This window comes from Erythrobacter litoralis (assembly GCF_029760855.1).
GTDB classification, from domain to species: domain Bacteria; phylum Pseudomonadota; class Alphaproteobacteria; order Sphingomonadales; family Sphingomonadaceae; genus Qipengyuania; species Qipengyuania litoralis_A.
This window is the reverse complement of the sequence record NZ_SOSI01000004.1, coordinates 97,312-122,116: the sequence shown is the minus strand read 5'-3', so window position 1 is coordinate 122,116 and position 24,805 is coordinate 97,312. Positions and strand designations below refer to the sequence as shown.

21 protein-coding genes and 1 tRNA gene are annotated in these 24,805 nt (G+C 61.5%); 6 read left to right on the top strand and 16 right to left on the bottom strand.

The window, feature by feature from the left end:
- Positions 1-88: 88 nt before the first annotated feature.
- Genes E3U23_RS08910 through E3U23_RS08900 form a run of 3 tightly spaced genes read right to left on the bottom strand, consistent with a single transcriptional unit; the run spans position 89 to position 5,938 of the window.
- The gene (locus E3U23_RS08910) at positions 89-1,546 is read right to left on the bottom strand and encodes an efflux transporter outer membrane subunit (RefSeq protein WP_279350896.1); all 1,458 of its coding nucleotides are present in this window, start codon (positions 1,544-1,546) and stop codon (positions 89-91) included.
- Entirely contained in the window at positions 1,543-4,779 is a 3,237-nt protein-coding gene (locus E3U23_RS08905; RefSeq protein WP_279350895.1) for a multidrug efflux RND transporter permease subunit, read from the bottom strand. The genes E3U23_RS08910 and E3U23_RS08905 overlap by 4 nt, the downstream gene beginning before the upstream one ends.
- A 1-nt stretch (position 4,780) precedes the next feature.
- Complete coding sequence (locus E3U23_RS08900) at positions 4,781-5,938, bottom strand: efflux RND transporter periplasmic adaptor subunit (protein WP_279350894.1); 1,158 nt, start codon at positions 5,936-5,938, stop codon at positions 4,781-4,783.
- 94 nt (positions 5,939-6,032) lie between these two features.
- Here E3U23_RS08900 and E3U23_RS08895 point away from each other — a divergent pair, with 94 nt between their 5' ends.
- Entirely contained in the window at positions 6,033-6,668 is a 636-nt protein-coding gene (locus tag E3U23_RS08895; protein ID WP_279350893.1) for a TetR/AcrR family transcriptional regulator, read from the top strand.
- A gap of 10 nt (positions 6,669-6,678) precedes the next feature.
- Here E3U23_RS08895 and E3U23_RS08890 read toward each other — a convergent pair whose 3' ends face one another.
- From E3U23_RS08890 to E3U23_RS08865, 6 genes are all read right to left on the bottom strand, one after another.
- The gene (locus E3U23_RS08890; protein WP_279350892.1) at positions 6,679-7,344 is read right to left on the bottom strand and encodes a carbonic anhydrase; all 666 of its coding nucleotides are present in this window, start codon (positions 7,342-7,344) and stop codon (positions 6,679-6,681) included.
- The gene (locus E3U23_RS08885; RefSeq protein WP_279350891.1) at positions 7,341-8,921 is read right to left on the bottom strand and encodes a SulP family inorganic anion transporter; all 1,581 of its coding nucleotides are present in this window, start codon (positions 8,919-8,921) and stop codon (positions 7,341-7,343) included. Before E3U23_RS08885 ends, E3U23_RS08890 begins: the two co-directional genes overlap by 4 nt.
- Positions 8,922-9,057: 136 nt before the next feature.
- Positions 9,058-9,744: a carbonic anhydrase gene (locus E3U23_RS08880; protein ID WP_279350890.1), complete on the bottom strand. Its 687-nt coding sequence runs from the start codon at positions 9,742-9,744 to the stop codon at positions 9,058-9,060.
- A 93-nt stretch (positions 9,745-9,837) separates the two neighbouring features.
- Positions 9,838-11,166: a sensor histidine kinase gene (locus tag E3U23_RS08875; protein ID WP_279350889.1), complete on the bottom strand. Its 1,329-nt coding sequence runs from the start codon at positions 11,164-11,166 to the stop codon at positions 9,838-9,840.
- A 13-nt stretch (positions 11,167-11,179) separates the two neighbouring features.
- The gene (locus E3U23_RS08870; RefSeq protein ID WP_279350888.1) at positions 11,180-11,905 is read right to left on the bottom strand and encodes a response regulator transcription factor; all 726 of its coding nucleotides are present in this window, start codon (positions 11,903-11,905) and stop codon (positions 11,180-11,182) included.
- Positions 11,906-11,980: 75 nt separating this feature from the next.
- On the bottom strand, positions 11,981-12,136 hold the full coding sequence (locus E3U23_RS08865) for a hypothetical protein (protein ID WP_279350887.1): 156 nt from the start codon (positions 12,134-12,136) through the stop codon (positions 11,981-11,983).
- Between the two features lie 77 nt (positions 12,137-12,213).
- Here E3U23_RS08865 and E3U23_RS08860 point away from each other — a divergent pair, with 77 nt between their 5' ends.
- Positions 12,214-12,711: a nucleoside deaminase gene (locus E3U23_RS08860; RefSeq protein WP_279350886.1), complete on the top strand. Its 498-nt coding sequence runs from the start codon at positions 12,214-12,216 to the stop codon at positions 12,709-12,711.
- Here the strand turns inward: E3U23_RS08860 and E3U23_RS08855 are convergent, their stop codons facing one another.
- On the bottom strand, positions 12,712-13,821 hold the full coding sequence (locus E3U23_RS08855; RefSeq protein WP_279350885.1) for an AI-2E family transporter: 1,110 nt from the start codon (positions 13,819-13,821) through the stop codon (positions 12,712-12,714).
- 10 nt (positions 13,822-13,831) lie between these two features.
- Positions 13,832-14,590, bottom strand: a complete 759-nt coding sequence (ubiG, locus tag E3U23_RS08850; RefSeq protein ID WP_279350884.1) for a bifunctional 2-polyprenyl-6-hydroxyphenol methylase/3-demethylubiquinol 3-O-methyltransferase UbiG — start codon at positions 14,588-14,590, stop codon at positions 13,832-13,834.
- A gap of 52 nt (positions 14,591-14,642) precedes the next feature.
- On the opposite strand from ubiG, the gene E3U23_RS08845 reads away from it, so the two are divergent.
- A complete protein-coding gene (locus tag E3U23_RS08845; RefSeq protein ID WP_431732673.1) occupies positions 14,643-15,923 on the top strand; it encodes an aspartate kinase in 1,281 nt (426 codons plus the stop codon).
- Between the two features lie 6 nt (positions 15,924-15,929).
- Here the strand turns inward: E3U23_RS08845 and E3U23_RS08840 are convergent, their stop codons facing one another.
- Positions 15,930-17,741, bottom strand: coding sequence for an SLC13 family permease (locus tag E3U23_RS08840; protein ID WP_279350883.1), 1,812 nt, complete (start codon positions 17,739-17,741; stop codon positions 15,930-15,932).
- 107 nt (positions 17,742-17,848) lie between these two features.
- Between E3U23_RS08840 and E3U23_RS08835 the strand changes: the two genes are divergently transcribed.
- The gene (locus E3U23_RS08835; protein WP_279350882.1) at positions 17,849-18,865 is read left to right on the top strand and encodes an NAD(P)H-dependent flavin oxidoreductase; all 1,017 of its coding nucleotides are present in this window, start codon (positions 17,849-17,851) and stop codon (positions 18,863-18,865) included.
- On the opposite strand, the gene E3U23_RS08830 is transcribed toward E3U23_RS08835, so the two are convergent.
- Positions 18,862-19,209 carry a hypothetical protein gene (locus E3U23_RS08830; protein WP_279350881.1) on the bottom strand — a complete coding sequence of 116 codons (348 nt, stop codon included), beginning with the start codon at positions 19,207-19,209 and terminating at the stop codon, positions 18,862-18,864. The two genes, E3U23_RS08835 and E3U23_RS08830, sit on opposite strands and share 4 nt — an antisense overlap.
- Positions 19,210-19,252: 43 nt before the next feature.
- Between E3U23_RS08830 and E3U23_RS08825 the strand changes: the two genes are divergently transcribed.
- On the top strand, positions 19,253-20,119 hold the full coding sequence (locus tag E3U23_RS08825; RefSeq protein WP_279350880.1) for a dienelactone hydrolase family protein: 867 nt from the start codon (positions 19,253-19,255) through the stop codon (positions 20,117-20,119).
- Positions 20,120-20,131: 12 nt separating this feature from the next.
- On the opposite strand, the gene E3U23_RS08820 is transcribed toward E3U23_RS08825, so the two are convergent.
- Entirely contained in the window at positions 20,132-21,133 is a 1,002-nt protein-coding gene (locus E3U23_RS08820; protein ID WP_279350879.1) for a complex I NDUFA9 subunit family protein, read from the bottom strand.
- A 121-nt stretch (positions 21,134-21,254) separates the two neighbouring features.
- Here E3U23_RS08820 and E3U23_RS08815 point away from each other — a divergent pair.
- Positions 21,255-21,341, top strand: a tRNA-Leu gene (locus E3U23_RS08815).
- Positions 21,342-21,511: 170 nt separating this feature from the next.
- Here E3U23_RS08815 and E3U23_RS08810 read toward each other — a convergent pair.
- The gene (locus E3U23_RS08810) at positions 21,512-22,366 is read right to left on the bottom strand and encodes a hypothetical protein (RefSeq protein ID WP_279350878.1); all 855 of its coding nucleotides are present in this window, start codon (positions 22,364-22,366) and stop codon (positions 21,512-21,514) included.
- Positions 22,363-24,792, bottom strand: coding sequence for a hypothetical protein (locus E3U23_RS08805; protein WP_279350877.1), 2,430 nt, complete (start codon positions 24,790-24,792; stop codon positions 22,363-22,365). Before E3U23_RS08805 ends, E3U23_RS08810 begins: the two co-directional genes overlap by 4 nt.
- Between the last annotated feature and the right edge of the window lie 13 nt (positions 24,793-24,805).

Sequence of the window (24,805 nt, the reverse complement as noted above, 5' to 3'; positions counted from 1 at the left end):
TTCGGAGAGACGTTTCAAAGATCTATCAGAAGCTGGACAGCCTGAGGGCGCGATGCGTCGTGATCGATGGCGGGAACAGCCGCGTAGCCTAGTCGGCTTGTGCGTCCGTACGCGCGGCCCCCTCGCCTCCGCCCAACGCTACGTATAGCGTAGCGCTGTTCTGCAGGGCGGCGCGGCGGGTGGTCAGAAGCTGCTGGCGGGCGCTGAACAGGTTGCGTTCGGCATCGAGCACTTCGAGGTAATCGGCAACGCCCTCGCGGTACCGCAACCGCGCGATCCGGGCGATCCGTTCCTGCGCGGCGACCGCGCGTTCCAGCGTGTCTATCTGTTCGGTGAGATAAACGCGTCCTGCCAAAGCGTCGGCCACCTCGCGAAAGGCGGTCTGCACGGTTCGATCGTAGTTCGCGACCTGTTCGACTTCCAGCGCCTGAGCGAGATCGAGATCGGCGCGACGCGCGCCAGCATCGAAGATTGGAAGGCTAATGGACGGCCCAAAGGTCCATCCGAAACCATCAGGTCCGAAAAGGCCGCCAAGATCGTTCGAGGTCAGGCCGGCATTTCCGGTCAGCGAGATCGAGGGGAAGAAGGCGGCGCGAGCTGCCCCGATATTGGCGCGCGCAGATCGTAATTGCTCTTCGGCCGCGATGATGTCGGGCCGGACCAGCAACACCGTGGAAGGCACGCTGGCATCCAGCCGCCGTCCGTTGCCTTGGCGCGCAAGATCGTATCCCTCGGGGAGATTTTCGGGGAGTCGTCCGCCCACCAGGACGGTGAGTTGGTTGCGCAGCTGCGCGAGCGCCAACCGCTCCGAGGAAAGCTGTTGCTGGGCCTGGGTCAGCAGTGTTTCGGCCTGACGGTACGGCAGCGCAGAGGTCACCCCTTGATCGAGACGCAGACGGGCGATGCGTAAGGCCTCGCTGCGGCTTTCCGCCGTCGCCTCTGCCAAAGCGATCTGTTCGCGAGTCTCGACGATCTCGTAATAGGTCGTTGCGACATCGGCGACTAGCGAGAGATAGAAAGCGCGCTGCGCAGCAATCGTCGCAAGATATTCCGCTCGCGCAGCTTCGCTCAGATTCGCGATACGGCCCCAGAAATCAAGTTCGAAGGCGCTGACGCCGACGCCGACCTGGAAACGGTTGAAGGTGATCGAGTTGGGAAATTGCTGGCCGTCGCCGGCCTGGCCCAGAGCAGTTCCGTCAGTCAGCGCCTGCCGCGTGCGGGTCGCGCTCCCGTTTGCGACAACCTCCGGCAATCGGCGTGCGTCCTGTATCCGGTAGCGCGCGCGTGCCTGTTCGATGCGCGCAGTCGCAGCCATGAGATCGCGGTTACTTTCGACCGCAGTGCCGAGCAAGGTGACAAGCTGGGGGTCGACGAACCATTGGTCGTAGGGGATCTCCGCTGCCACCGCGGTTCCGTCCGGCGCGAGCAGCGCTTCGAATGCCGGACCCACGGCCGGCTCGGGGCGCGTGTGTTCAGGCGCGAGATTGACGCAGCCCGTGATCAGAACAGCGCTGGCTGCGAGCGTAAAGAACGATGTTAGTCTCACGCCGGTTGCTCCCCGGGCAGGCGGTCTATTTTCTCGGGCGTACCTCCGGCGCTATGCGGGTCCTGACGGCTGAGCCTCTGGCGCACAATCAGATAAAGGGCAGGGATTACGAAAATGCCGATGGCCGTTGCCGTAATCATGCCGCCCATCACGCCGGTGCCAACGGCAATGCGGCTCGCCGCGCCGGCCCCGCTGGCGAAGACGAGCGGCACCATGCCCATCGTAAAGGCGAGCGAGGTCATGATGATCGGGCGCAAACGGAGGATGGCGGCTTCTTTCACGGCATCAAGGATCGAGCGGCCACGCTCCTCTTCCTCGATCGCGAACTCGACGATCAGGATCGCGTTCTTCGCCGCGAGGCCGATGATAGTAATGAGGCCGACGTTGAAATAGACGTCCGCCGAAAGGCCGCGCAGCATTGTGAAGAGTACGGCACCGAGCACACCCATCGGTACGATCAGCAGGACAGAAAGCGGTACGGCCCAGCTTTCGTAAAGTGCGGCAAGCACGAGGAAGACGACCACGACCGACAAGCCGAGCAGCAGACCGATCTGGCCGCCTGCCTGCTTCTCCTCGTAGGAAATGCCCGTCCACTCATAGCCGATACCGTCGGGGAGTTGCGCCGCCAGGGTTTCCATCTCGTTCAGCGCAGCACCGGACGATTGGCCGGGGGCCGCCATGCCCGAAAGCGTCATGGCGGGGTACCCGTTATATCGCGCAAGGCTGTTCGGAGCGGCGGACCATTCGGCCTTGGCAAAGGCGCTGAAGGGTACGAGTTCGCCCTGATCGTTGGGTATACGCAGCGCGAGGATGTCCTCCGGCGTCATACGATAAGGGGCATCGGCCTGTACCAGAACCTGCAACACGCGGCCTTCGCGGTTGAAGTCGTTGGCATAGGCGGAACCGAACGTGATCGAGAGAGCCGCGTTCACGTCGCTCAGGGAAAGGCCAAGTGCGCGCGCCTGAAGCCGGTCGATATCGACGGCCACCTCCGGGCTCGGCGCTTGGTCTTCAGGCCGCAGGTTGGCGATGACATTGCTTTGCGACGCAAGCCCCAGCAATTGATCGCGCGCGGCAACAAGGGTGTCTCGCCCCACACCGCCGCGGTCTTCGAGCTTCAGGGTGAAGCCGCTCGCCTGCCCCAACGACTGGATCGACGGTGGCTGAATGACGAAGGCGATTGCACCCTCTACTTGGGAAAACACACCCATGGCTTCGCCGAGAATGGCTTCGGCGCTACTGCCGTCCCCGGTTCTCTCGTCCCACGGTTTGAACGGTGCGAACATCAGAGCATTGTTCTGCCCCTGTCCGAAAAAGCTGAACCCGCGGACGACGACCAGGTTCTCGACTTCTTCCTTGTTGAGCCAGTAGCTCGTTATCGGATCGAGCGCTTCGTCGAGCCGCTCGACCGTCGCACCGGGAGGGGCCTGTACCGCGGCAATGAGATAGCCTTGGTCCTCTGTCGGCAGGAAGCCGCCGGGCAGGCGCGTAAACAGGAAGACGGTCAGCGCTGCCAGCAGCGCGAACACGCCGAAGGTGCGCAAGGGCCGTGATAGGATGCTGTCATTCGCACGGCCGTATTTGCTGGTCATGCGGGCGAACCAGCTGTTGAACCGTGCGAATAGCCGCGCCGCCTTTTGCCGGGCCCATGACGCCTTTTCCCGTAGCGTACCGCCTTTCGGGAAAGGCACCGGATCGCGAACCTCGCCCTCGGTCTCGTCCGGTCCGTGCTCCATCGGCTTGAGGAATGTCGCGCACAGGGCAGGCGTCAGAGTCAGGGCCAAGAGAGCGGAGAAGAAGATCGAAATCGCCAGCGTGATCGAGAACTGGCGATAGATACCGCCGGTCGATCCGGGGAAGAAGGCCATCGGCACGAACACGGCGATGAGGACCAGAGTGATGCCGATGATGGCTCCAGTGATCTGGTCCATCGCTTTGCGCGTGGCTTGCAGCGGCGGCAGGCCTTCCTCGCGCATGATCCGCTCGACATTCTCGATCACGACGATCGCATCGTCGACGAGGATGCCGATGGCCAGCACCATGCCGAACAGCGAGAGGACATTGATCGAAAAGCCGAAAACCCAGAGACCGAGGCAGGCCCCCGCAAGCGCGATTGGCACGACCAATGCCGGGATCAGCGTAGCGCGCCAATTCTGGAGAAAGAGGAACATGACGAGGAAGACGAGGATCATGGCCTCGACCAAGGTCTTCACCACTTCGTCTACGGAGGCCTGCACGAACGGCGTCGTGTCGTAAGGGATCGACCAGTCGACACCCGCCGGCAGACCGGAACCGATTTCTTCCATCCGCGCCTTCACGCCTTCCGAAGTCGACAGCGCATTGGCTCCCGTTGCCAACTGAACGGCCATGCCGGCCATCGGCTGGCCGTTGAGTTCGGTCGAGGTGGCATAGGACTGTGCGCCGATCTCGATCCGAGCAACCTCGCCGAGGCGCACCGCCGCGCCGCCGCTATTGGCCCGCAAGATGATGTTTTCGAACTCGCGCACCGTGGAGAAGCGGCCGTCGGTGGAAATCGAGGCGGTGATCTGTTGCCCGTCCGTCAAAGGGAGAGCGCCGATCGAACCGCCCGCGGTCTGGCTGTTCTGTTCCTGTATCGCGGCAAGCACTGCGGCGGGCGACAGATTGTAGGAGGCTAGGGCTTCGGGATCGAGCCAGATACGCATCGCATATTGCGAGCCGAACAAGGTCACATCGCCGACGCCGTTCACGCGGCGTAGTTCGTCGAGCACCTGGTTTGACGCGATATTGCCGAGATCGGTCGTGGTGAGACTGCCGGTCTCCGATGTCAGCGCAATGATCATGAGGAAGCCGGCATTGGCCTGCCGGACGGTGATGCCTTGTCGGCGCACTTCTTCGGGAAGGCGCGCCTCGACCGTGCTGAGGCGGTTCTGCACCTCGGTCTGTGCGATATCGATGTCGGTCCCGGCTTCGAACGTCAGCGTTATTTCCGCCGTTCCGTTCGAGCGGCTGTTGGAGGCCATGTAGAGGAAGCCTTCGACGCCGTTCAGCTGCTGCTCGATAACCTGCGTAACGTTCTGCTCGAGCGTTTCCGCATCGGCGCCCGGATAGGCGACGGCGATAGTGAGCGAAGGCGGCGCGACTTCCGGGTATTGTTCGATCGGCAGCGCGCGCAGGGCAAGGAAGCCGGCAAGCAGGATGCCGAGGGAAATAACCCATGCGAAGATGGGGCGATCGATAAAGAAACGAGGCATCTCAGCGTGCCTCGGCCGGTGCAGGGCGTGCCCGTTGCTGGGTGTTTCCGCGCGATGCCTGGTTCGCAATCGTTACCGGAGCACCGGGGCGAATTTTCTGGAGGTTGCTGACGATGACCTTGTCGCCAGGACGCAAGCCACTTTCGATGACCCAGCGCCCATCGGCCATGGAGCCGAGCTGGACCGGGCGAAGCGCTGCCATGCCTTTGCCATCGACGACGAAGACCGATCCGCCGTCCTCGTTCACGGTCACCGCACGCTGGGGCACCGCGATGCCATTAGAAATACGACCGGCGTAAATGCGCGCGCGAACGAACTCGCCCGGCAGAAGAATGCCTTCAGGATTGGGGAATTCGGCGCGCAGATCGACCGTGCCCGTCTCTTCGTCGACCGAGAAATCGAGAAAGTCGATATAGCCTGGAATGGGATATTCGGTTCCGTCGCTGAACTGCAGGCGCACCTCGACCTGTTCGTTTTCTCCGAGATCGAGCTCACCTGCGGCAATCGCGCGCCGGATCGCGAGAACTTCGCTCGCCGATTGGGAGAAGCTTACATAGACCGGCGTGATCTGCTCGATCCGCGTTAGAAGCGTTCCCTCCGTCTGGCTGACCAGGGCGCCTTCCGTAACCTGCGCGCGACTCGCCCGACCAGCGATGGGCGCACGGACAGTGGTATATCCGAGTTGCAGCGATGCGGCATCAAGCTGCGCGCGTATCTGCGCAACATTTGCTTCGGCTTCGCGTGCGGCAGCGACGGCCGCGTCGTATTCCTGCTGGCTGATGGCGTTTTCGCTCACCAGGGGGCGATAGCGATCGACCACAGCGCTGGCGTTCGACGCAGTTGCGCGGGCCCGCTGGAGGCTGGCTTCGGTCTGCGCGTAGCTGGCGCGAAGTTCGCGCGGATCGATACGGAACAATGGCTGTCCTGCGCGCACATCGGTGCCTTCCTCGTACAGCCGTTGTTGCACGATGCCGGTGACCCGGGCGCGAACTTCGGCTTCTCGCACGGGCTCTACACGGCCGGGCAATTCGATGATGTTCGGTATGGCTGCCGGTGCGACGGTGATGGTGCGAACAGGGGTCGCGGGGGGCGGGGCAGCCTCTTCTGGGGCCGAACATGCGCCGAGCAGCATTGCGAGAAGGAAAATCAGATTGCGCATGGAGCCTCGGACGATGCGATGTTGCAGGTGCGAAGGTGTAATAGGCATTACAGTTCTGCTTGCAAGTGCGTTTCTGATCGTGAAAACAGAAACCATGGGTACGCAGACAGCTTCGAGCAGGCTCGACCAACGCCGCGACGCGCTTATCGCGGCCGCGCGCAAACTGTTTCTGGAACAGGGGTTCGAGCGGACAACTCTCGGGCAGGTGGTGCAGGAAGCCGGCGGTTCGCTCGCGACGATCTACAAGCTGTTCGGTAACAAGGAGGGGCTGTTCGACGCCGTAGTGGAAGAGAAGATGCGGCCCGGCGTCACCATAGTGCGCGAGATGGCCGCGCTGAATGCGTCGCCCGCAGAGACCCTGACACGCATCGGGATGGGGCTACACGCACGGTTTCTACACACCGAAGACGTTGCCCTTACCCGCTTGGTGATAGCGCGAAGCATCGGAGAGCCGGATTTCGCCAAGCTGTTCTTCGAAACCAAGGCACAGCGTACGCGGCTCGCCTTGGTCGAACTGTTCAGTCGCTGGAAGGCGCAGGGCGTCGCGATGCTCTACGAGCCAGAGATTTTGGCCGAACTCTTTTTCGGTCTGCTCATCAACGACATGCAACAGGAAGCGATCAGTCACGGAGCCGCGAAGCGCGCTCCTGCCGAGAGTCTTCGCTGCCGGATAGAATTCTTTCTGCGTGGAGCCGGCATGAAAAGTGCCGGCTCCGTTCAATTCGATTAGATGTGTCCGGTCACGCCGGGTCGGACGCCGGCTCCTCGACCGAAATGATCTTCGGTGCCGGCTTGGGTACTGCGGTTTCAACCGGCGCATCGATGGCAAGCAGTTCCGATAACTGCCCGTTGCGCACGTCGTATATCCAGCCATGCAGGGTCAGATCCTGCCCCCGCGAGAAGGCGGCGCGCACGATATCGATGCGGGACAGCCTGATGAGCTGTTCGCGCACGTTCAACTCGCTCAGTCGGTTCTGGCGGGCGAGCGGATCCGCGATCGCATCCAGTTCCTCGCGATTGGCGTCATACACGTCGCGTGCACCGCGCAGCCACGCTTTCATGTGGCCGGTGACGTCGTCATCCATCGCACTGCGAAGCCCGCTGCAGCCATAGTGACCGCACAATACGATATGACCGACCTCGAAATCGTCGACCGCGTGCTGCAGATCGGCGAGAAGGTTATCGTCGTTATCGTAGACGAGATTGGCCAGATTGCGGTGGATGAAGAGTTCGCCCGGCCGTGTCTGGGTGATGTGCTGCGGCGATACGCGGCTGTCGGATCCGCCGATCCAGAACACTTCCGGGTTCTGGCCCGCCGCCTGCTGCGCGAAATAATCCTTCTTTATCTCGCGTTTCTCGGCGGCCCAGGCCTTGTTCGACAGCATCAGTTCGCGAATGGTTTTCATGAGTAGGCCACCTTTTTGGAGGGCGCTTCGAGTTGCACGTCGGCAAGATTATCGACATCGCCGCGAATGCTGACCGAGATGTCGCGGAAGTGCGCATTTCTCGAGAAGCTGTTGATGATGTCGATATTGTCGGGATCGACGAATTCGGCCCGTTCCAGATCGATCACGACCGTAGCGCCTTCCGGCACACGGCCGAGCGAATTCTGCAACTCGTACTTGTGAATGAAATACAGGTTACGGCGCGCGCTCACCATCCAGAAATCATCGTCATGCGCCACGCTGACCGCGGTGCGGAAGTTCCGTGCAACCACGAAGACGAAGCCGATGACAAGACCGATGATGATGCCGCGCAGCAGATCCGTAAACAGGATAGCGGCGATCGTCGCGATGAACGGCACGAACTGGTGCCAACCCTGCGCCCAGCGCCGCTTGTAAAGTTCGGGCGTATTCAGCTTGTAACCGACCTGAATGAGGATGGCAGCAAGCGCTGCGAGCGGAATGAGGTTCAACACGAACGGGATGAGCAAGACGCTCAGCAGCAGCCAGAAACCGTGCAGGACTGCCGAGGCCTTCGTTTCCGCACCGGCGGCGACGTTTGCCGACGAGCGAACGATCACGGAGGTCAAGGGAAGCCCGCCGATCAAACCGGACAGGAAGTTGCCGCCGCCCTGTGCAAGCAGTTCGTGATTCTTGTCTGTCGTGCGACGTTGCGGATCGATCTCGTCGACAGCCTTGACGCAGAGAAGCGATTCGAGGCTGGCGACGATCGCAAGCGTTGCGGCCACGATCCAAACGTCGGCCATGCCGATGGCGGAGAAATCGGGGGTACGGAACTGGCCGACGAATTCGCCGAGCGAGCCGGAAACAGGCACCTGCACGAGATGGCTTGGATCGATGACCAGACCCGGGGCGATAAGCTTGAACGCCTCATTGGCAAGGACGCCGAAGATAACCACGACCAGCGGACCCGGCAGCAGGCGCAGCGGCCCTTCCTTGGGCTTGGACGCATCCCACCAGAACAGGAACACCAACGAGATGAGGGCGACGATGATAGGTCCGGGCAGGAAGAAATCCCACACCGAGTAAAACAGCGCCGATAGCGTGTTGAGGCCATCGGGCTGGAGGAAGCTCAGGCTTCCTTCGAAGTCGCCGTCATAGCCCAAGGCATGAGGGATTTGCTTGAGTATCAAGATGAGGCCAATCGCAGCAAGCATCCCGGTAATGACCGAACTCGGCACAAATTCCGACAAAGTGCCGGATCGGGTGAAATAGAGAGCGACCTGAAGCAGGCCGGAGAGCATCACGGCGAGGAGGAAAACTTCCCAGCTCGGCAGAACTTCCAGTGCGTCGAGCACAATCACGGTCAGACCTGCGGCAGGACCGCTGACGGAAAGCTGCGATTTGGAAAGTGCGCCGACGAGGATGCCGCCTACGATCCCGGCAATAAGGCCTGAAAAGAGCGGTGCCCCCGATGCCAGTGCGATACCGAGGCATAGCGGGAGGGCCACCAGCGCGACCACGATCGAGGCGGGAAGATCCCGACCGAGCGAGGAGAGGAATTTGGTTTGTTCTGCCACGTTGGTTCCTTGGCTCAAAAGTCTGCGACTATCTGCGCCGGTGCGCGCGTATCGCGAATAAACGAAACGGGGAGGCCGGCACGCATGGCCTTGGTGCGGTCATGCGTGCCGGCCCGAAAGCGGCCACAGGGGGAGGTTACGCCGCTTTCTGGTTGGAACGAGCCTGCGGCCCGGTGACCGCAACGGGAATATCTTCGCCGACTTCGTCCATCGAACGGAATGTGTCGGTCTTGCCGTCGAGAGCGCGAACCGCCCCGGCGCCGATCTCGAATACCCAGCCGTGCAGCCGCAAATCGCCCTTGGCAAGAGCCGCCGCCACGCACGGATGGCTGCGCAGATGCGTCAATTGCAGCTTCACGTTCTCCTCGACGAGCATGTCCATCTTCTCGCCGTCGTCGGCAGACCCGCAGCATGCTTCCACCGCCGAATGGGCCGCGGTCGAATGGCTGATCCATTCCTTCACCGACGGCATTGCGTCGAGCGCGCCTTCGGGAGCGAAATGCGCTTTCATGGCACCGCAATCGGCATGGCCGCAGATAACGATATCGGTCACACCCAGGCCAACGACCGCAAATTCGATGGTCGACGTGGTGCCGCCATTGAGGCGTTGCCACGGCGGTACGATATTGCCGGCATTGCGGATCACGAACAGGTCGCCCGGATCGGATTGCGTGATAAGCTCGGGCACGACGCGGCTGTCGGAGCAGCTGATCATGAGGGTTTTAGGGTTCTGCCCTTCGCGACCGAGCGTTTCGAGAAGCTGGGCGTGCTTGGGATAGGCACCTTCGCGATAGCGCGAGAGGCCTTTCATTAATTTGTCCATGGATAGCTCCTGCATGGGTTCCAAAGTTGCAGTGCTTAATGGACGCGTTTCGTTTCCGCAGCGCGTCCGAATTGTAACAAATTGTTTCCGAGGTCACTTTTTCGGCAGAAGGAGCGCGGCGCGCAGGCCGCCGATCTGGCGATTGGCGAGTTCTAGCCTTCCACCATGCGTCACTGCCACGTTGTCGGCGATACTGAGGCCGAGCCCCATCCCCTGATGACGGTCCTGTCGGGAAACGTCGCGCCGTTCGAACGGCCGCATGACCCGGACGATATCCTCTGGCGGAATGCCGGGGCCACGATCTTCAATCGCAATGACTGCATATTCGCCCTGTTCCGTAAGGACGATGCGCGCGCTTCCGCCGTATTTGATGGCGTTATCGACCAGATTTTCGACGGCGCGAACGACATGATCGTGCACCACGGGAACGGTGAGGCGTTCGGGGCCGGAAAACTCGATCTCGTGTCCCAGATCGGCGAACATTTCGCCAACGGTCTGGCACAAGCTTGAAAGGTCGCTCGGTTCGCGCGCCTGCCGGGTTTCGCCGGTCTCGAAGAAATCCAGCAACTCCTGCAGCATCCGCGTCATCTGGTCGATATCGTTCTGCGCCGCACTTCGCTCTTCCGCATCGTCGATAGTGGCGATCCGCAATCGAAGCCGCGCAAGCGGAGTGCGCAAGTCGTGGCCGACGGCAAGGAGAGCCTGGGTGCGTCGGTCCGCTTCGTCGGCGAGCCGCTCCTGCATGGAATTCAGCGCACGCGACACTTCGCGGAGTTCGCGTGGGCCCGCATCCTCGTCGAACGGGATGCGCGACGATGTGCCGATCAGCAGCGCATCTGCGGACAGTCTTCGTAGCGGCGCGCCGAGAGTTCGAACGAGGACGACGGCCGATCCGAGGACGAGCAACGCCACGAACCCAATGCGAAGCGACGATTCCAGGTAAACCAACCATTCGGCGACCGGCTCTTCCGTCGTGAAGCGTATCCATACGCCATCGTCGATCTCGATCGCGCCTTCCAGCTTCCTCTCAAAGTCGAGCAAACCGCTGCCTTCGCGCATCAGCCGCAGGTTCTTGTCCGCCAGGGCAGGCTCGAACGCAATGATCGAGCGAGCAACTTCCTGCGTTCCCGGAGCCATGCCGCTCGGAAGGTCCGGCGGTCCAGCGACGAGACGCAATCGCGTATGAATGGTCGAGAGGTTGTCGAGCAACGCCTCCCGATCCGCATCATCAGCGGATTCGACGATTCGTTCGGCGATGAGTAATTGTTCGGCGATCCGTTTGCCGAGATCCTGGCGTTGCAGATGGGATTCGCCTGCGCGGATCAGCAGGCTGGCGGCCAGGAATTGCACGGTCACCGCGAGGATCAAAACCAGGATCACCCGGCCCGTCAGGCCAGCGGGCCAGAGGCTGCGCTTCGTCACGCGCGGATGCCCTTCAACGTTCTACCTGACCGGTAAAAACATAGCCGACGCCGCGCACCGTACGGATGAGATCGCGCCCCCCGTCCACGACGCCGAGTTTCCGTCGCAACCGGCTTACGAGCACATCGATGCTGCGGTCTCCGGTGTCACTTCCGGGCAAGCGATCGCGCGATTTTTCGAGCAGAGTTTCACGCCCTATCACGCGCTGCGGCATATCGAGCATAACGCCGAGCAGATCGAATTCCGCATCCGAAACCGAGACGCGGCCACCCTCCGGGGCGGTGAGTTCCCTTCTGCGCCGATCCATCGTCCATCCGTCGAACCGCACGACGTTTTCGCGATCCCCGCCGCTCCCGACACCTTCTCGTTCGGACCGGCGAAGAACGGACCGGATACGCGCGATCAATTCGGCAGGGTCGATGGGTTTGACCAGATAATCGTCCGCACCGAGCTCCAGACCGACGATACGATCGGTCGGCGAAGAACGGGCGCTGATGAAGATGATCGGAACTTCGCTGGTTTGGCGCAGTGTCCGGCACAGGTCGAGCCCGCTTGTGCCGGGAAGCATGATGTCGAGGATGACCAAATCGTATGGATCGTCCGCTGCCTTGAACTCGGCGGCCGTCGCATAGGCGCGGATCGGAAAGCCGCTTTGCTTGATCTGCCGGACGAGCAGGGTTCGCAGCGGTCCATCGTCCTCGATCAAGGCAATCCGATAAATGCGATCGTTCAGCTGCATGGTTGCCCAGTCGATAGCCTGAGACCGCGATGGATGCGACCCCGCCATATCTGGCGAACGACTATCGTCGAGGTTTCAGCGACCCCAACCGCCATCGTCGCGTGCCATCACCGTCTGACCGTTCGACTTCGCGGAATTCAGGATGTTGTGTTTGATCGAGCCGAAATCGCTGCCGTAACTGTAAATAAGCAGGTTTACGATCGCGAGACCTAGGACCGTTTTCTTGACCATGACGTCTCCATCTTACGTGCCAGCGGTCAATAAATGGTAAAGTCCTGCCCTAACTTTGTACGGTACGTTCATTCTCTATGGACGAGCAAACCGACAAAGACTGGATGCGCAAGGCGCGCGATCATGCCGTAGCGATCAAGGGAGAGGATCCCGCAGATACGCCCATCGGTGCGATCCTCGTTCTCGACGGGGTGGAAATCGCGCGCGGGGTCAACCGCACGGATCACGATTGCGATGCAACCGCCCATGCCGAAATCGTGACCCTGCGCGCCGGAGGGCCGGCCCACGGCAATATGCGGATCGAAGGCGCGACCCTCTATTCCACGTTGCAACCCTGCGGCATGTGCACGTTCGCATGCATCTGGGCGGGAGTGAGCCGCATCGTCTACGGTGCGGGCCGCGAAGACGTGCACGAAATGTATTTCGAGGACCGACATCTCTCGACACTCGATTACATCGCCGATGCCTATAAGAAGGATCTGGAGCTGGATGGCGGCGTGCTGAAAGCCGAATGTGCGAAACTGTATTTCGGACCGGACGATGACGTCCCGGAAGAGATGCAGGCCAACGACTGATCAGCCGGGCGGTGGCTCCCGTTTCGGTAGTTCGTCCTCCTCGTCGCCGAAGTGCTCTGCGGCATGCTCGCTCGGCATGAGGATATCGTCGCCCAGCGTCTCGCGCGAATACAGCGCCAGCCACGCGGTATAGGCCGCGATGGCGAGAGGGCCGGAAAAGAATAGCCCGAACGTGCCGAACACGTAGCCCGCGCCGAGAATGAGGAAGATGTACCAGCCTGGCGGTACCGAAACGACGCGGCCGGTGACCCACGGTGTCACGATATTGGCCTGCACGACGCGGGCGACGGCATAGGTCGCGAGCACACCGCCGAACGAACCCTCGCCCGCGAAACTCAGCAGGAGCGCCGGCAACATGGCGAGGATCGGTCCGACATAGGGAATGAATTCGGCGAGGCCGCCGAGCACACCCAGCGCAACATAGGCTGGAACGCCCGAAAGCCATAGGCCCACCGTGAACAACGCGCCCATTACCAGCATCGAGATGCTCTGCGTGATCAGCCACAGGCGCAGCGCCGTGCCGATTTCGCCAAGCGTCCGATCGGTCAGCGCGCGATAGCTCTGTGGACTGAGCATGGCGAGACCCTTGCGATAGCGCGTCGGATCGGCGGCGAAGAATACCGCGGCGGACAGGACGATCAGCAAGTTGAAGAGCGCCACCGCCGCGCCCCTGACAATCGATTGTGCCTCGTTGGTGACGAATGTGACCGTATCACGGTTCTGCACCGTATCAAGCAGCAGGCGGCCGATGACGCCTTGCCGAAGGGCCGTTTCCGTTTGCGCCCAGGCGCGGGGCAACTCCCGAGCAAGCAATTCGCCCTGGAACGCGATCTCGGCGTAGAACATGTAGCCGAGCAGGGCGATGATGCCGAGCAGGAGCAAGGTCGATAGGGTCAGCCCGATTTTGTAGGCGATCCCCAGCTTCCGCTCGAGGAATTCACTCACGACGATGAGCAGGAGAGCAACCAGCAGCGATCCGAAAGCGAGCAGCAGCAGGTTGTGCGCCATCACGACGACGGCGAGCACCGCCGCGACGACGACCAGCAGAAACACCCGCCGCAGGAACCGCGCGTCCTCCTCGCTCGGTTTCAATTCCGGCAGTTTCTTCATGACGGGGCGATCAGGCCCGCCGCGCCGTGACAATGTAATTCAACGAAAGATCGTCCGACAGATGCAGTCCCTTGCTAACGCCGAAGGCGATGCCCTTCGGCTCGCTCATCGTCAGTCCTGAAAAGCGCAGAAGTTCGCGAAGTTCGTCGGGCGTCACGAAGTCGTTCCAGTCGTGCGTGCCGGCGGGGATAAGCCCGATCCGCTCCGCCGCGCCGACCATCAGCATGCGCGACTGCGCCGTGCGGTTGGGCGTGGAGAGGATCAGCAGACCGTCCTCCTCCAGATGCAGCACCAGTTCGCGCAGGAACACCGCCTTGTCGGCGACATGCTCCAGCACCTCCATCGCGCAGACAAGGTCGAACCGTCCGAGATCGTGACTGCCAAGTTCGCCCGCGAGATAACGAATGTCGAGCCCCGTGCGGTCCGCATGGGCCGCCGCGGCACCGATATTTTCAGGCGCCGCGTCCACCCCGGTCGCATCCGCGCCGAGGCGGTGAAGCGGTTCGGTCAACAGTCCCGCGCCGCAGCCGACATCGAGGGCGCTCTTGCCCGCCAGCGGTTTGGCACTTTCGACATCGCCGCCCCAATGCATGTCGATCGCCTGCCGGATGAAGCGCAGCCGCACGGGGTTGAGCCGATGGAGCATAGCGCTCGATCCCTTGGGATCCCACCAGTCGCGTGCCAGTTTGCCGAAATGGGCGGCCTCGTCGGGGCGAATGGTTGCCCCTGCCGAAGTATTGCTTGGCGTGGCCATGGTTGCATCGCTCATAGACGGTGGCTAGCAGCCTCGCGGTGACCATTCCAGCTTGGAGATAGCGCGCGTGGCCCGGATCGTGATGAAATTCGGCGGCACGTCGATGGCCGGCACGGAGCGTATCCGCCGCGTAGCCAATATCGTGCGCAAGCAACAAGCGGGCGGCAACGAGGTGGCCGTGGTCGTTTCTGCCATGGCGGGCGAGACCGACCGCCTGGTGAATTTCGCCCGGGAAGCCAATGCGCTGCACGATCCGGCCGAATACGACGTGGTCGTTGCCAGCGGCGAACAGGTGACGAGCGGCCTCCTTGCGCTTACCCTGCAATCGCTGGGCTGCAAGGCGCGCAGCTGGCTCGGTTGGCAATTGCCGGTCCGCACGATCGAGGCCCATGCAAAGGCACGGATCGATGCGATCGACGGCGACGCATTGGCAGCAGCGATGGGGCGGGGCGAGATCGCGGTCATTCCGGGGTTTCAGGGCGTTTCGGAAGAGGGGCGCATCACCACGATGGGGCGCGGCGGGTCCGACACTTCTGCCGTAGCCGTAGCCGCCGCGATCGGGGCGGACCGCTGCGATATCTATACCGATGTCGATGGCGTCTATACGACCGACCCGCGCATCGTCGCCAAAGCGCGCAAGCTTAAGGCCGTTACGTACGAGGAAATGCTGGAACTGGCGAGCGTGGGTGCAAAAGTGCTCCAGACCCGCAGCGTTGGCCTTGCGATGAAGGAGGGCGTGCGCGTGCAGGTCCTCTCCAGCTTCGTCGGCGACGACGCAGTCCCGGCGGACGACATTCCCGGCACGCTGATCGTGTCGGAAGATGAAATGAACGAACTGGTGGAGAAGGGCGAAATGGAACGCCAGCACGTAACCGGCATCGCGCACGACAAGAACGAAGCCAAGATCATCCTCACCCGCGTGCCCGACAAACCGGGCGCGGTGGCGCATATCTTCGAACCGCTTGCCGCCGCGTCGATCAACGTCGACATGATCATCCAGAACGTGGGCCGCGACAAGGGCGAGACCGACGTGACATTTACCGTGCCTCAGGCCGACCTCGCCCGAGCGCAGGCCCTTCTAGAGGACAAACGCGACGAGATCGGTTTCAACCGCATCATCACCGACAGCCGCATCGCCAAGATCAGCGTAGTCGGCGTCGGCATGAAGAGCCATGCGGGCGTCGCCAGTACGATGTTCCGCGCGCTGTCGGACCGTGGGATCAACATCCAGGCAATCTCGACGTCCGAAATCAAGGTCAGCGTGATGATCGATGAGGACGAGACGGAACTTGCCGTGCGCGTCCTTCACACGGCCTATGGGCTCGATGCGGAAGACGAAGCGGCCTGAACCCGCTCAGCCGAACATGAAGTAGATTGCGAAGCAGGTCGCCAGCCCGACGATGATATTCATCGGCACGCCGATCTTCAGGAAGTCCGCAAAGCGATAATTCGCCGCGCCGTAAACCAGCGTATTGGTCTGATAGCCGATCGGAGTGGCGAAGCTCGCGCTCGCGCCGAACATGACGGCCACCGTCAGTTCGCGCGGATCGGCCCCGATAGCCTGCGCCAGGCCGATCGCGATTGGGGTTAGGATAACTGCCACCGCGTTGTTGGTCACGCTTTCGGTCAGGACGCTGGCCAGGGCATAAACGCAGATCAGCAGGACGAGGGGCGAGGCGGCGGCAAACAGCGGTTCGAGCGCGTTGACGATCAATTCGACCGTTCCGGCATTGTCCAGCCCCGCTCCGAATGCCAGCATTGCGAAGATCAGCACCAGCGTATTGCCGTCGATAGCCGACCAAGCCTCTTCCGGTTCGAGGCAGCGGGTCGCCAGCACGATACCTGCGCCCAGCAGGGCAAGAGCCTGGATGGGCAGGGAGAAAACGGCCGCCACGATCACGACGGCAGCCAGCGTGGCGATGGCGATCGGAGCCTGCCGCCTCCGGAACGCGCGGGCCGGGGCTTGGCTGACCGTGCCAAGCATCACGTTGCTCTGCAGGGCCTGCGCCGCATCGGTCCCTGCTGCGATCAACAGCCGGTCGCCCGCGCGCACACGCACCTCGGCAAGCTCCGGCCCGGCATTGTGCCGCGGACGGCTCAAGCCGAGAACGCGAACCTTGAGGCGGGAGAGCAGCGGAATGTCAGCCAACCGCCGCCCGATGATCGGGTGAGAAGAGGATACGATCGCCTCGACCATGGCGAGATCCTTCGGCCGGTCCGGTCCAGCGGTCGTAACTCCGCCGCCCACACCTGTCAGGCCGGTGCGAAAATCGTGCGCCTCTGCGAGCGAGGCAAGTTCTGCGGGGCTGGCGGCCACCACCAATTGATCACCGGCTGCGAGTTCGTGCTTGCCGAAACCCTTCCGCACGATCTGCCCGCTCCGTTTGAGGCCGAGGAGCTTCACTCCCGGTCGGCGCGCGATGCGCAGATCGCGCACCTTCTGGCCGATCAACGGACTGTCGGCGAGGAGGACGAGATGAGAGAGATAGGCGTCGCTTTCCGCCTCCTCGTCGAGCGCGCGCGGCTGGCGGTCGGGTAGCAGGCGTGGCCCGAGAAGCGCCAGTGTCGCCACCCCCGCGAGCGCCGCGAAAATGCCGACGCCGGTGATTTCGAACATTCCGAATGGGGCAAGTCCAGCCTCCTGCGCTACCCCGTCGACCAGCAGGTTGGTCGATGTACCGATGAGGGTGAGCGTTCCCCCGAGGATCGTAAGGTACGATAACGGGATCAGCATTCGCGTCGCCGCGATGCCAAGCGCCTTCGCGAGGCGCCGCACGATAGGGATCATCACTAGGACGACCGGCGTGTTATTCATAAAGGCCGAAGCTGCGAGCGTGCCTGCGCCGATCTCCGCCACCGCCAGTTTGGGCCGCCGCAAGGTGCGCCGGACAATCCAGCCGGAGACCTCCTCCAGCGCGCCCGTCCGCAGCAAGGCACCCGAAAGCACGAACATCGCCGCAATCGTGATGGGCGCCGGATTGGAGAACACGCCGAGAAGCTCGTCGGTCGAAATGAAGCCGAACAATAGCATAACCAGCGCCGAGACCGCGGCCAGTACAACGGGTGGCAGCCGTTCGAGCGCGAAGCCGACGAAAACGGCAACGAGCAGGAACAGCCCGATCTGCGGGTGATACGCGGCTAGCGATTCGGGAAGCAGACTGGGCATTTATGCGATTGCTAGCGGCTTTTTTTCCGCCGGAAAGCAAAACCGCGAAACGCGTCGCGCATTGGGTCGCTTGCCCCTACTGCCGCGTGGATATAAGCGCCTCGGTCATGACGCAATTTCCAAAGACGGCGCGCCTCATGCAGCGCGGCCGCGACTTCCTCGGTTCGGACTATGCCATCATGTGCGGCGCGATGAGCTGGGTCTCGGAGCGCAATCTCGTATCCGCAATCTCTAACGGCGGCGGCTTCGGCGTGATCGCTTGCGGCGCCATGACGACCGAACTGCTCGATGCCGAGATCGCGGCGACCCGTGCCAGGACCGACAAGCCGTTCGGCGTCAATCTCATCACCATGCATCCGCAATTGCTCGACCTTATTGCTGTGTGCGAACGGCACGGCGTCACCCATGTCGTGCTGGCTGGCGGGATACCGCCGAAAGGCAGTGTCGAGGCGATCAAGGGCGGGAAAAATCCGGCAAAGGTCATCTGCTTTGCCCCGACACTGGCATTGGCCAAAAAGCTGCTTCGCTCAGGGGCAGATGCGCTCGTCATCGAAGGCATGGAGGCGGGCGGACATATCGGCCCGGTCTCGACCAGCGTACTCGCACAAGAAATGCTGCCGGAATTGTCGGAAGACCACCTGATTTTCGTCGCCGGAGGGATTGGTCGTGGTCAGGCCATTGCTGGCTATCTCGAAATGGGGGCGGCGGGCGTCCAATTGGGCACTCGCTTCGCCTGTGCGACCGAAAGTATTGCCCATCCCGATTTCAAGAAGGCATTTTTCCGTGCCAATGCACGCGATGCCGTTACCAGTGTTCAGGTCGACGCGCGGCTGCCCGTTATTCCGGTTCGCGCGCTCAAGAACAAAGGCACCGAAGAATTCACACGGAAACAAACCGAAGTCGCAGGCGTTCTGGACCGAAATGAAATCGCGATGGAAGAAGCGCAATTACAGATCGAGCATTACTGGGCCGGTTCACTCAAGAAGGCAGTGATCGATGGGGACATCGAACGCGGCAGTCTTATGGCGGGCCAGTCGGTGGGAATGCTCAAGGAGGAGGAGCCCGCAGCGGATATTCTCTCCAAGCTGATGAGCCAGAGCGAAGAAGCGCTGGCTCGCCGCTAGGAAATATTCGCTGGCTCGATCTCGACGTATCGATCTATCGGGATCGAGTTCAGCTCGAACAGCGTGGATCGAACGATTTCGTCGATCAACCGGCAGCCTACCCATTTTCTTCCGAACAGGCGGTCATCGCCAGCCGTCCGTTTTTCGAAGACACCTTGGTTCGCGCCATTCGGAAGATTCTCGAAGAAGGTGCATTCTCGCTCCGCTATCCCATCGCCCACGTCGTCAGGTTCGATGGAGTTCTGTCGGAAACTGATCGTGAGGTCGTGGAGCAATCCTTGCGCGATGCGGGGATCAGCGATGTAGTGTTCGAGCTGCGCGAGGATTGACCGAAGTTCCGACAATTTCTGAATGAGATACCGGTCCCGGCGATAAGGAGAGAAGATTATGTGCAACAAACGCCAACTCGCCGAATGGGGCCGCCAATCCCTTACACGTCGTTCGTTCGGTGCGGCGACGATCACCGCAGGCGCCACGGCTGCCTGTGCACCCATGGACGCGAATATGGGTTCGGGCTCGACCAATCTGGCCGAAACCTCCGTCTCCTTCGCCACCTCCGCCGGCACCATGGACGGCTTTTTCGTCCATCCGTCCGACGGCAAGCATGCGCCTGTCCTGTTCTGGCCCGACATCGCGGGTTTGCGTGAAGCGAAGCGGCAGATGGCACGACGGCTCGCGCGGCAAGGTTATGCCGTCTTCGTCGCCAATCCCTACTACCGCGACGTGACCGGCGAGCAATTTGCCGATTTCGCCACTTTCGCGGCGCAGGACGGGTTCCAGAAGGTCAAACCGTGGCGCGAGAAGCTCGATGCCGCCGCGATCGGCGTCGATGCGTCCGCCGTAGCCCAGTGGTTCGCCGGGCAGGATGCGGTCGACCCCGATCGCCGCATGGGCACGCAAGGCTATTGCATGGGCGGCCCATTCACCATCTGGAGCGCGGCGGCAGTGCCTCGGCTGGAGGCGGCGGCGTCTTTCCACGGCGGCGGTCTGGTGCGCGACGGCGAGAACAGCCCGCACCGCATGCTGCGCGAGCCGGTCCACTATCTTATCGCCATTGCGCAGGACGACGACGCCGAGAGCCCGAACGCCAAGACCGAACTGCGCCAGGCGGCGGACCGCGTGGGTTGTGAAGCGGAGATCGACGTCTATCCCGCCGATCACGGGTGGTGCGTGCCGGACAGCCCCGCTTACAACGAGGCGCAGGCCGAACGCGCGTGGTCTCGCCTGCTGGCGATCTATTCCGACGCGTTGTGAGCGCCAGCTCGCCTAGGCACTGAGCCGCTCGGCGAACCGCCCGTGCTTGCGATAGCGCGTCATCCAGCGGTCGAGGAACAGGCTTAGCGGCCGCGGCTCGATGCCTAGATCTTCGAAGCCCGGACACTCGCCTGAAACCGTATTGCCGCCTTTAAGCATTTCCCACTGGTCGCGCCCCATTGGCGTGCCCGGAAGGGCGGCGAAAACGCCTGAAATCGGATCGGGTACGGCGAGAAATGTCCGCTTTCTATGCTGTGCGGCGGCGATCCGCCGATTGATGTCCATCATCGTCAGCTTTTCGGGACCGCCCAGTTCGAAAACCTTGCCGCCATGCGCCGCCGGGTCTTCCAGCGCCCGTGCAATCGCCTCGGCCACATCATCGACATAAACGAGCTGCAGCTGCGCATCCGGACCGAATACCGGCAGGACGGGAAAAGTGCGGATCAGCTTGGCGAACATGTTGAGGAAATCGTCGTCCTTCCCGAACACGATGCTCGGCCGCATAACGATCGTTCGGTCGAACGCTTCGCGCGCACGCTCCTCGCCGAGCTGCTTGGCGGCGGCGTATTCGATGATCTCGTCGTCCTCGCCTCGCAGGCGGCCGGTGATGGCGCTGACATGGACGAACGCATCGGCCCCGGTTTGCTTGGCCGCTTCGGCCATCCAGCCCGGCGCCTCGCCCATCAAACGCTTCAGATTGCCGGCAAAGGCTCCAACAAGATTGACCACCGCATCCGCCCCCTCGATGCATCGCTCCACGCTCTGACGGTCGAGTGCGTCGCAGCGGGCGAATTGCAATTGGCCAAGATTGGCGAGCGGCTTGAGATTGAAGGCCTGTTCGGGATTGCGGCTGGCGATCCGGAGCCGCGCCCCGCGTTCGAGCAGGGCCTGCGCGACGTAATTGCCGACGAAGCCGCTGCCGCCTATCAGAACCACCAGCTTGCCGTTGAGGGAGCTGCTCTTCGCCATTGTCGTATTGTCTTCCTGTAAACCGTTGCGCGCCTCTTGCCCCATGCCCCGCACGACCGCAAGCGCCGCTCCGCTTCGGGCGAATTCGCGTTGACAACCCGCGCACCCCTTCGCTATCGGCCCGCCCCTACCCGCGATCCGCGTAAGCCGGCGAGATCGCTTGTGTGCCCAGATGGCGGAATTGGTAGACGCACCGTCTTCAGGTGGCGGCGGGGGCAACCCCGTGGAGGTTCGAGTCCTCTTCTGGGCACCATTTCAAAGAGTCTTGCAGACTTATACTTTTCGCCATTCGTTTTTCAGTGGCAAGCACATTCGCGTAAAATATTCAGCTAAAGTATTGGTGCGGCATTAGCTCTGCATTCGTCTTAATCACGAATCCGTGTAAAAAATATCAAGGCATTCGATGCCTCTTTTTAAACGCATTCAGAATGCGGAAACCGTAATCGTAACACGGTCTTGATACTTTCCGGCCGGAGCTTCCGAAACATCGTCGAGTCTGATCGTCAAGGGCTGGTTGGTGCCCCGAGCCGTCGGTGCGGAGGGCACGGACATGCTATACAATGAGCTTAGGTCAAGGATACTGCCATTCAGCGAAGCGGTATATGACACCGAATGACCGGTCGTCGATTTCATCGATCCTGCATTCTCCGACTCGAATTCCAGTACGGCGTCGGAATTCGACCGCAACTGGATGAATACGGTTCTTTCCGCTCCTGTTTCCATGGTGTCGAACGACACGGTGTAGAGATCCGGCCCATCGGAAAACGGGCTATCGGCGCCAGCTATATTGAGCTGCGCCCGCGGTGGAACGCGTATGGCGATGGGCAGGCTCGCCCGTCCAAGACATTCGACGTTTGATAGCGTGTCGCGAACATCGATACGATAGGTCGCACCGTAATCCCCCGGGGCAGGCGGTTGGTGGATCGATACCCGAGACGTGATGTCGAGTGAAAAGACACTGTCAGCCTTCGAGCGGACGAGGAATGCGCTGTCGCTTACACGCGTAACAGCAGCTTCGTTCGACGAGGCTTCGAAAGTAAGGGCGAAATCGTTCGGCGTATTTTCCGCGACCAGGGCTATTTCGAATTCGCCTTCGTTGTCCGCCGGGCTTCGCAAGACGATAGATGACGAACCCGAAGCAGGGACAAAATCAAACGGTTCGTAATCTATGGATATCGGTACGATGTCGGTCGGAATCGGAACATCGCATTGGCCGACATCTTCCATACTCGGTTCGATTGTCTGCATTAGCAGCGCGAGAACATAAGATGCATTCATCGATCGGTTCCTTCCAAGACGATGTCTCCCAGTTCAACAATCGACCCTGCTTCGGCCTTACCGACTTTTAGTGAGCCTGCAGGTACATCCTGAAGGATGACGTCGTATGTGCCCGGTGCCAATCCTTCGGCGAAGAAACTTCCATCGTCCGAAGTGAAGAATTCGATCGGTTGCATCGCATCGTCCTCGGGCAGCAACAAGCCGATCGCCAAGGAAACCGGCGCATCGTTCAACACAAGCCTGCCCATGATGGACAGGTTTGCCCCCGATCCGACGGTATGAAGGTAGCCGCTGGCGAAGGCAGGCAGAAGGTCCCAGGTCACTTGCGGGAGTGAATAGCCCGGCGGCAGGTCTTCAATCAGAACTTCCTGGGCCATCCTTTGATAACGGCGGAAAACGGGTACGACCGCCGATCCCAGACCATCGGATTTAAAAATTTCCTCGCTGCCCTGTTTCAGCACGATCGGCATTCCGGACAAACTGGGGTGGCGACGGATCAGGGTAAAACCTTCGATACCTTCGCGGCCCCACCCAACGCGGCCATCAGCAAATCCGACGAAAGTCGACAGCCCAACTGTCGAGGTCTGGGTATTCGGCAAACCGCGCCGCAGGAACGCCGTATCGTGAGACGCGGATGCGAGGACACGCTGACCGTAATAGGTGCCCCTTGCCGAGACGTCGGTCGTCTCTCCGTCTCGTGCGACAAGAACTCGGCCGTCCCAATCGCGCCCGCGCGTTATTCGGAAACGCGATAATTCGACTTCGGCCCGCTCGTTCAGGGTATCGTATCGGGCCGAAGCGCGCGCCGAGGAGCCGATGGGAAGCGATAGGCCGATCCTTAAACCCGTTTCCGGTGCGCGACCTGTAACTTCGCGATGCGAGGCGAAAAGGTTCAGCCGGAACCTGCCGATACTGCGTGACGCGCCCAGGTTAGCTGTCCAAGTGTCGGGACGCTCCCCACGTCCGCTGCTGTAAGCACCGCCAAGGCTGAAACTCGTCTTGTCGTCCAATCGCCATGTCGTGCTGGCGAAGCCGGCCCAGCGTTCAGGATTATCGGCATTAAGGCGCAGGGGATCGGCGAAACGAGGCTGCTGCGCCTGCACCCTGAATCGAAAACGAAGATCGTCCTGGTCACGAACGCTGAAATTCAGCTCGCTGTCGATCGCTGCTGCGAAGCCGCGTCCTCCGCTTCCCGACCCGTAGGCGATGTCCGCATTCACGAAGCCGAATGGCAGGCCGAGGGTCCCGGTTGCCCCGATCTGGGCGCCATCTGCTGCAACCTGCAGTGTCGCGCCAAGCGTTCCCTGTTCCACTCCGCGAAGAAAATAGAAGCTTCCGATAGGCAGGCCCCCACTCTGTCGAACCGAAGGATCTTCTGGAACACCGACCCAGCCGCCGAAGTCGGTAATGCCGGGGGCAAGCAGGACGGGCGAATAGAACGCGCTCCTGTCAATAACCTGTTCGTTGCCCGCACCATCGCGAACGACGATGCGTACGTCGTTATTGCCACGCAGGAGAGGAAGATCGTCGAAATCGAAGGGACCCGGTTCGAGCGTTCGGGTTTCGACCAGCAGACCGTTGACGTAGAATTCTACGGTCGAACGACGTTCGAGGATGACGCTTTGCCGGCCGCTCGGGCGAATGTTCTGGAAAGGGCGAATTTCATTGTAACGTCGGGATACGCCAACGCCGAAGATTTCTAAACTGGATTGAAGCGCGATGGGTACCGGCAAGACGCTTCCGGCCTGAAACCTTAGCGCGCGATCGAAATCATCGTAAGTGAGGGTCACGCCCTCTACGGCATACCTGTCGATCGCGTTGCGGCGATAATCGAGCGCCGATGAAAGCGTCAGCCCGTCGAAGCCGCCGAGGGTTACGAACCCTTCCGCTCTTAACGCAAGATTGTCGCCAACCTGATCGATACCGTGATTTATCACGTCGGAAAGGAACAGCTGGACCCCCCCGGCTAACTCCGCAGGTTGGTCGAAATTTTCGGGGTCCGGGGCAATGAAACCCGAGAAGCGCAAGGTAGAGCGAAGTCGAGCGGAACCGGGCAGGGATACGGTTACGCCCAGTTCGCCGGGATCGAAGATGACTTCCATCCCGCCGACCGATGCCTGCTCGAACGAAATATATTCCGCTTCGGGTTCGACCGCCGCCAAGGTTTCCAGAAGCTCTACGCTGGCGACGGGCTTGAGAAGATCGAGCAACCTCGCGCGGTCGACAACCCCGTCGCCTTCTGGAGAAACACGGAAATCGATGTCGCCTACATAAGCGCCGCCGATGATTAATGGTCCGGTTAATCCGGTAAGGTCGTCCTCGACAGGCGCACTGTCTACTTGAGCCGAGGCGCAATTGGGCCATCCGCCCCCGATCAACAACAATCCGGAGCTTAATGCCGTCAGATAGAGGGAGCGGCTGCCCATCGCATAACGCCGT

Bases quoted from the DNA above. Each gene is read 5' to 3' on its own strand.
- E3U23_RS08880 (WP_279350890.1), bottom strand. From the start codon at position 9,744: ATGGACAAATTAATGAAAGGCCTCTCGCGCTATCGCGAAGGTGCCTAT.
- E3U23_RS08820 (WP_279350879.1), bottom strand. From the start codon at position 21,133: ATGGGGCAAGAGGCGCGCAACGGTTTACAGGAAGACAATACGACAATG.
- E3U23_RS08860 (WP_279350886.1), top strand. From the start codon at position 12,214: ATGGACGAGCAAACCGACAAAGACTGGATGCGCAAGGCGCGCGATCAT.
- E3U23_RS08905 (WP_279350895.1), bottom strand. From the start codon at position 4,779: ATGCCTCGTTTCTTTATCGATCGCCCCATCTTCGCATGGGTTATTTCC.
- E3U23_RS08870 (WP_279350888.1), bottom strand. From the start codon at position 11,905: ATGCAGCTGAACGATCGCATTTATCGGATTGCCTTGATCGAGGACGAT.
- E3U23_RS08805 (WP_279350877.1), bottom strand. From the start codon at position 24,792: ATGGGCAGCCGCTCCCTCTATCTGACGGCATTAAGCTCCGGATTGTTG.
- E3U23_RS08895 (WP_279350893.1), top strand. From the start codon at position 6,033: ATGGGTACGCAGACAGCTTCGAGCAGGCTCGACCAACGCCGCGACGCG.
- E3U23_RS08865 (WP_279350887.1), bottom strand. From the start codon at position 12,136: ATGGTCAAGAAAACGGTCCTAGGTCTCGCGATCGTAAACCTGCTTATT.
- E3U23_RS08840 (WP_279350883.1), bottom strand. From the start codon at position 17,741: ATGCCCAGTCTGCTTCCCGAATCGCTAGCCGCGTATCACCCGCAGATC.
- E3U23_RS08835 (WP_279350882.1), top strand. From the start codon at position 17,849: ATGACGCAATTTCCAAAGACGGCGCGCCTCATGCAGCGCGGCCGCGAC.
- ubiG (WP_279350884.1), bottom strand. From the start codon at position 14,590: ATGAGCGATGCAACCATGGCCACGCCAAGCAATACTTCGGCAGGGGCA.
- E3U23_RS08855 (WP_279350885.1), bottom strand. From the start codon at position 13,821: ATGAAGAAACTGCCGGAATTGAAACCGAGCGAGGAGGACGCGCGGTTC.
- E3U23_RS08900 (WP_279350894.1), bottom strand. From the start codon at position 5,938: ATGCGCAATCTGATTTTCCTTCTCGCAATGCTGCTCGGCGCATGTTCG.
- E3U23_RS08890 (WP_279350892.1), bottom strand. From the start codon at position 7,344: ATGAAAACCATTCGCGAACTGATGCTGTCGAACAAGGCCTGGGCCGCC.
- E3U23_RS08825 (WP_279350880.1), top strand. From the start codon at position 19,253: ATGTGCAACAAACGCCAACTCGCCGAATGGGGCCGCCAATCCCTTACA.
- E3U23_RS08810 (WP_279350878.1), bottom strand. From the start codon at position 22,366: ATGAATGCATCTTATGTTCTCGCGCTGCTAATGCAGACAATCGAACCG.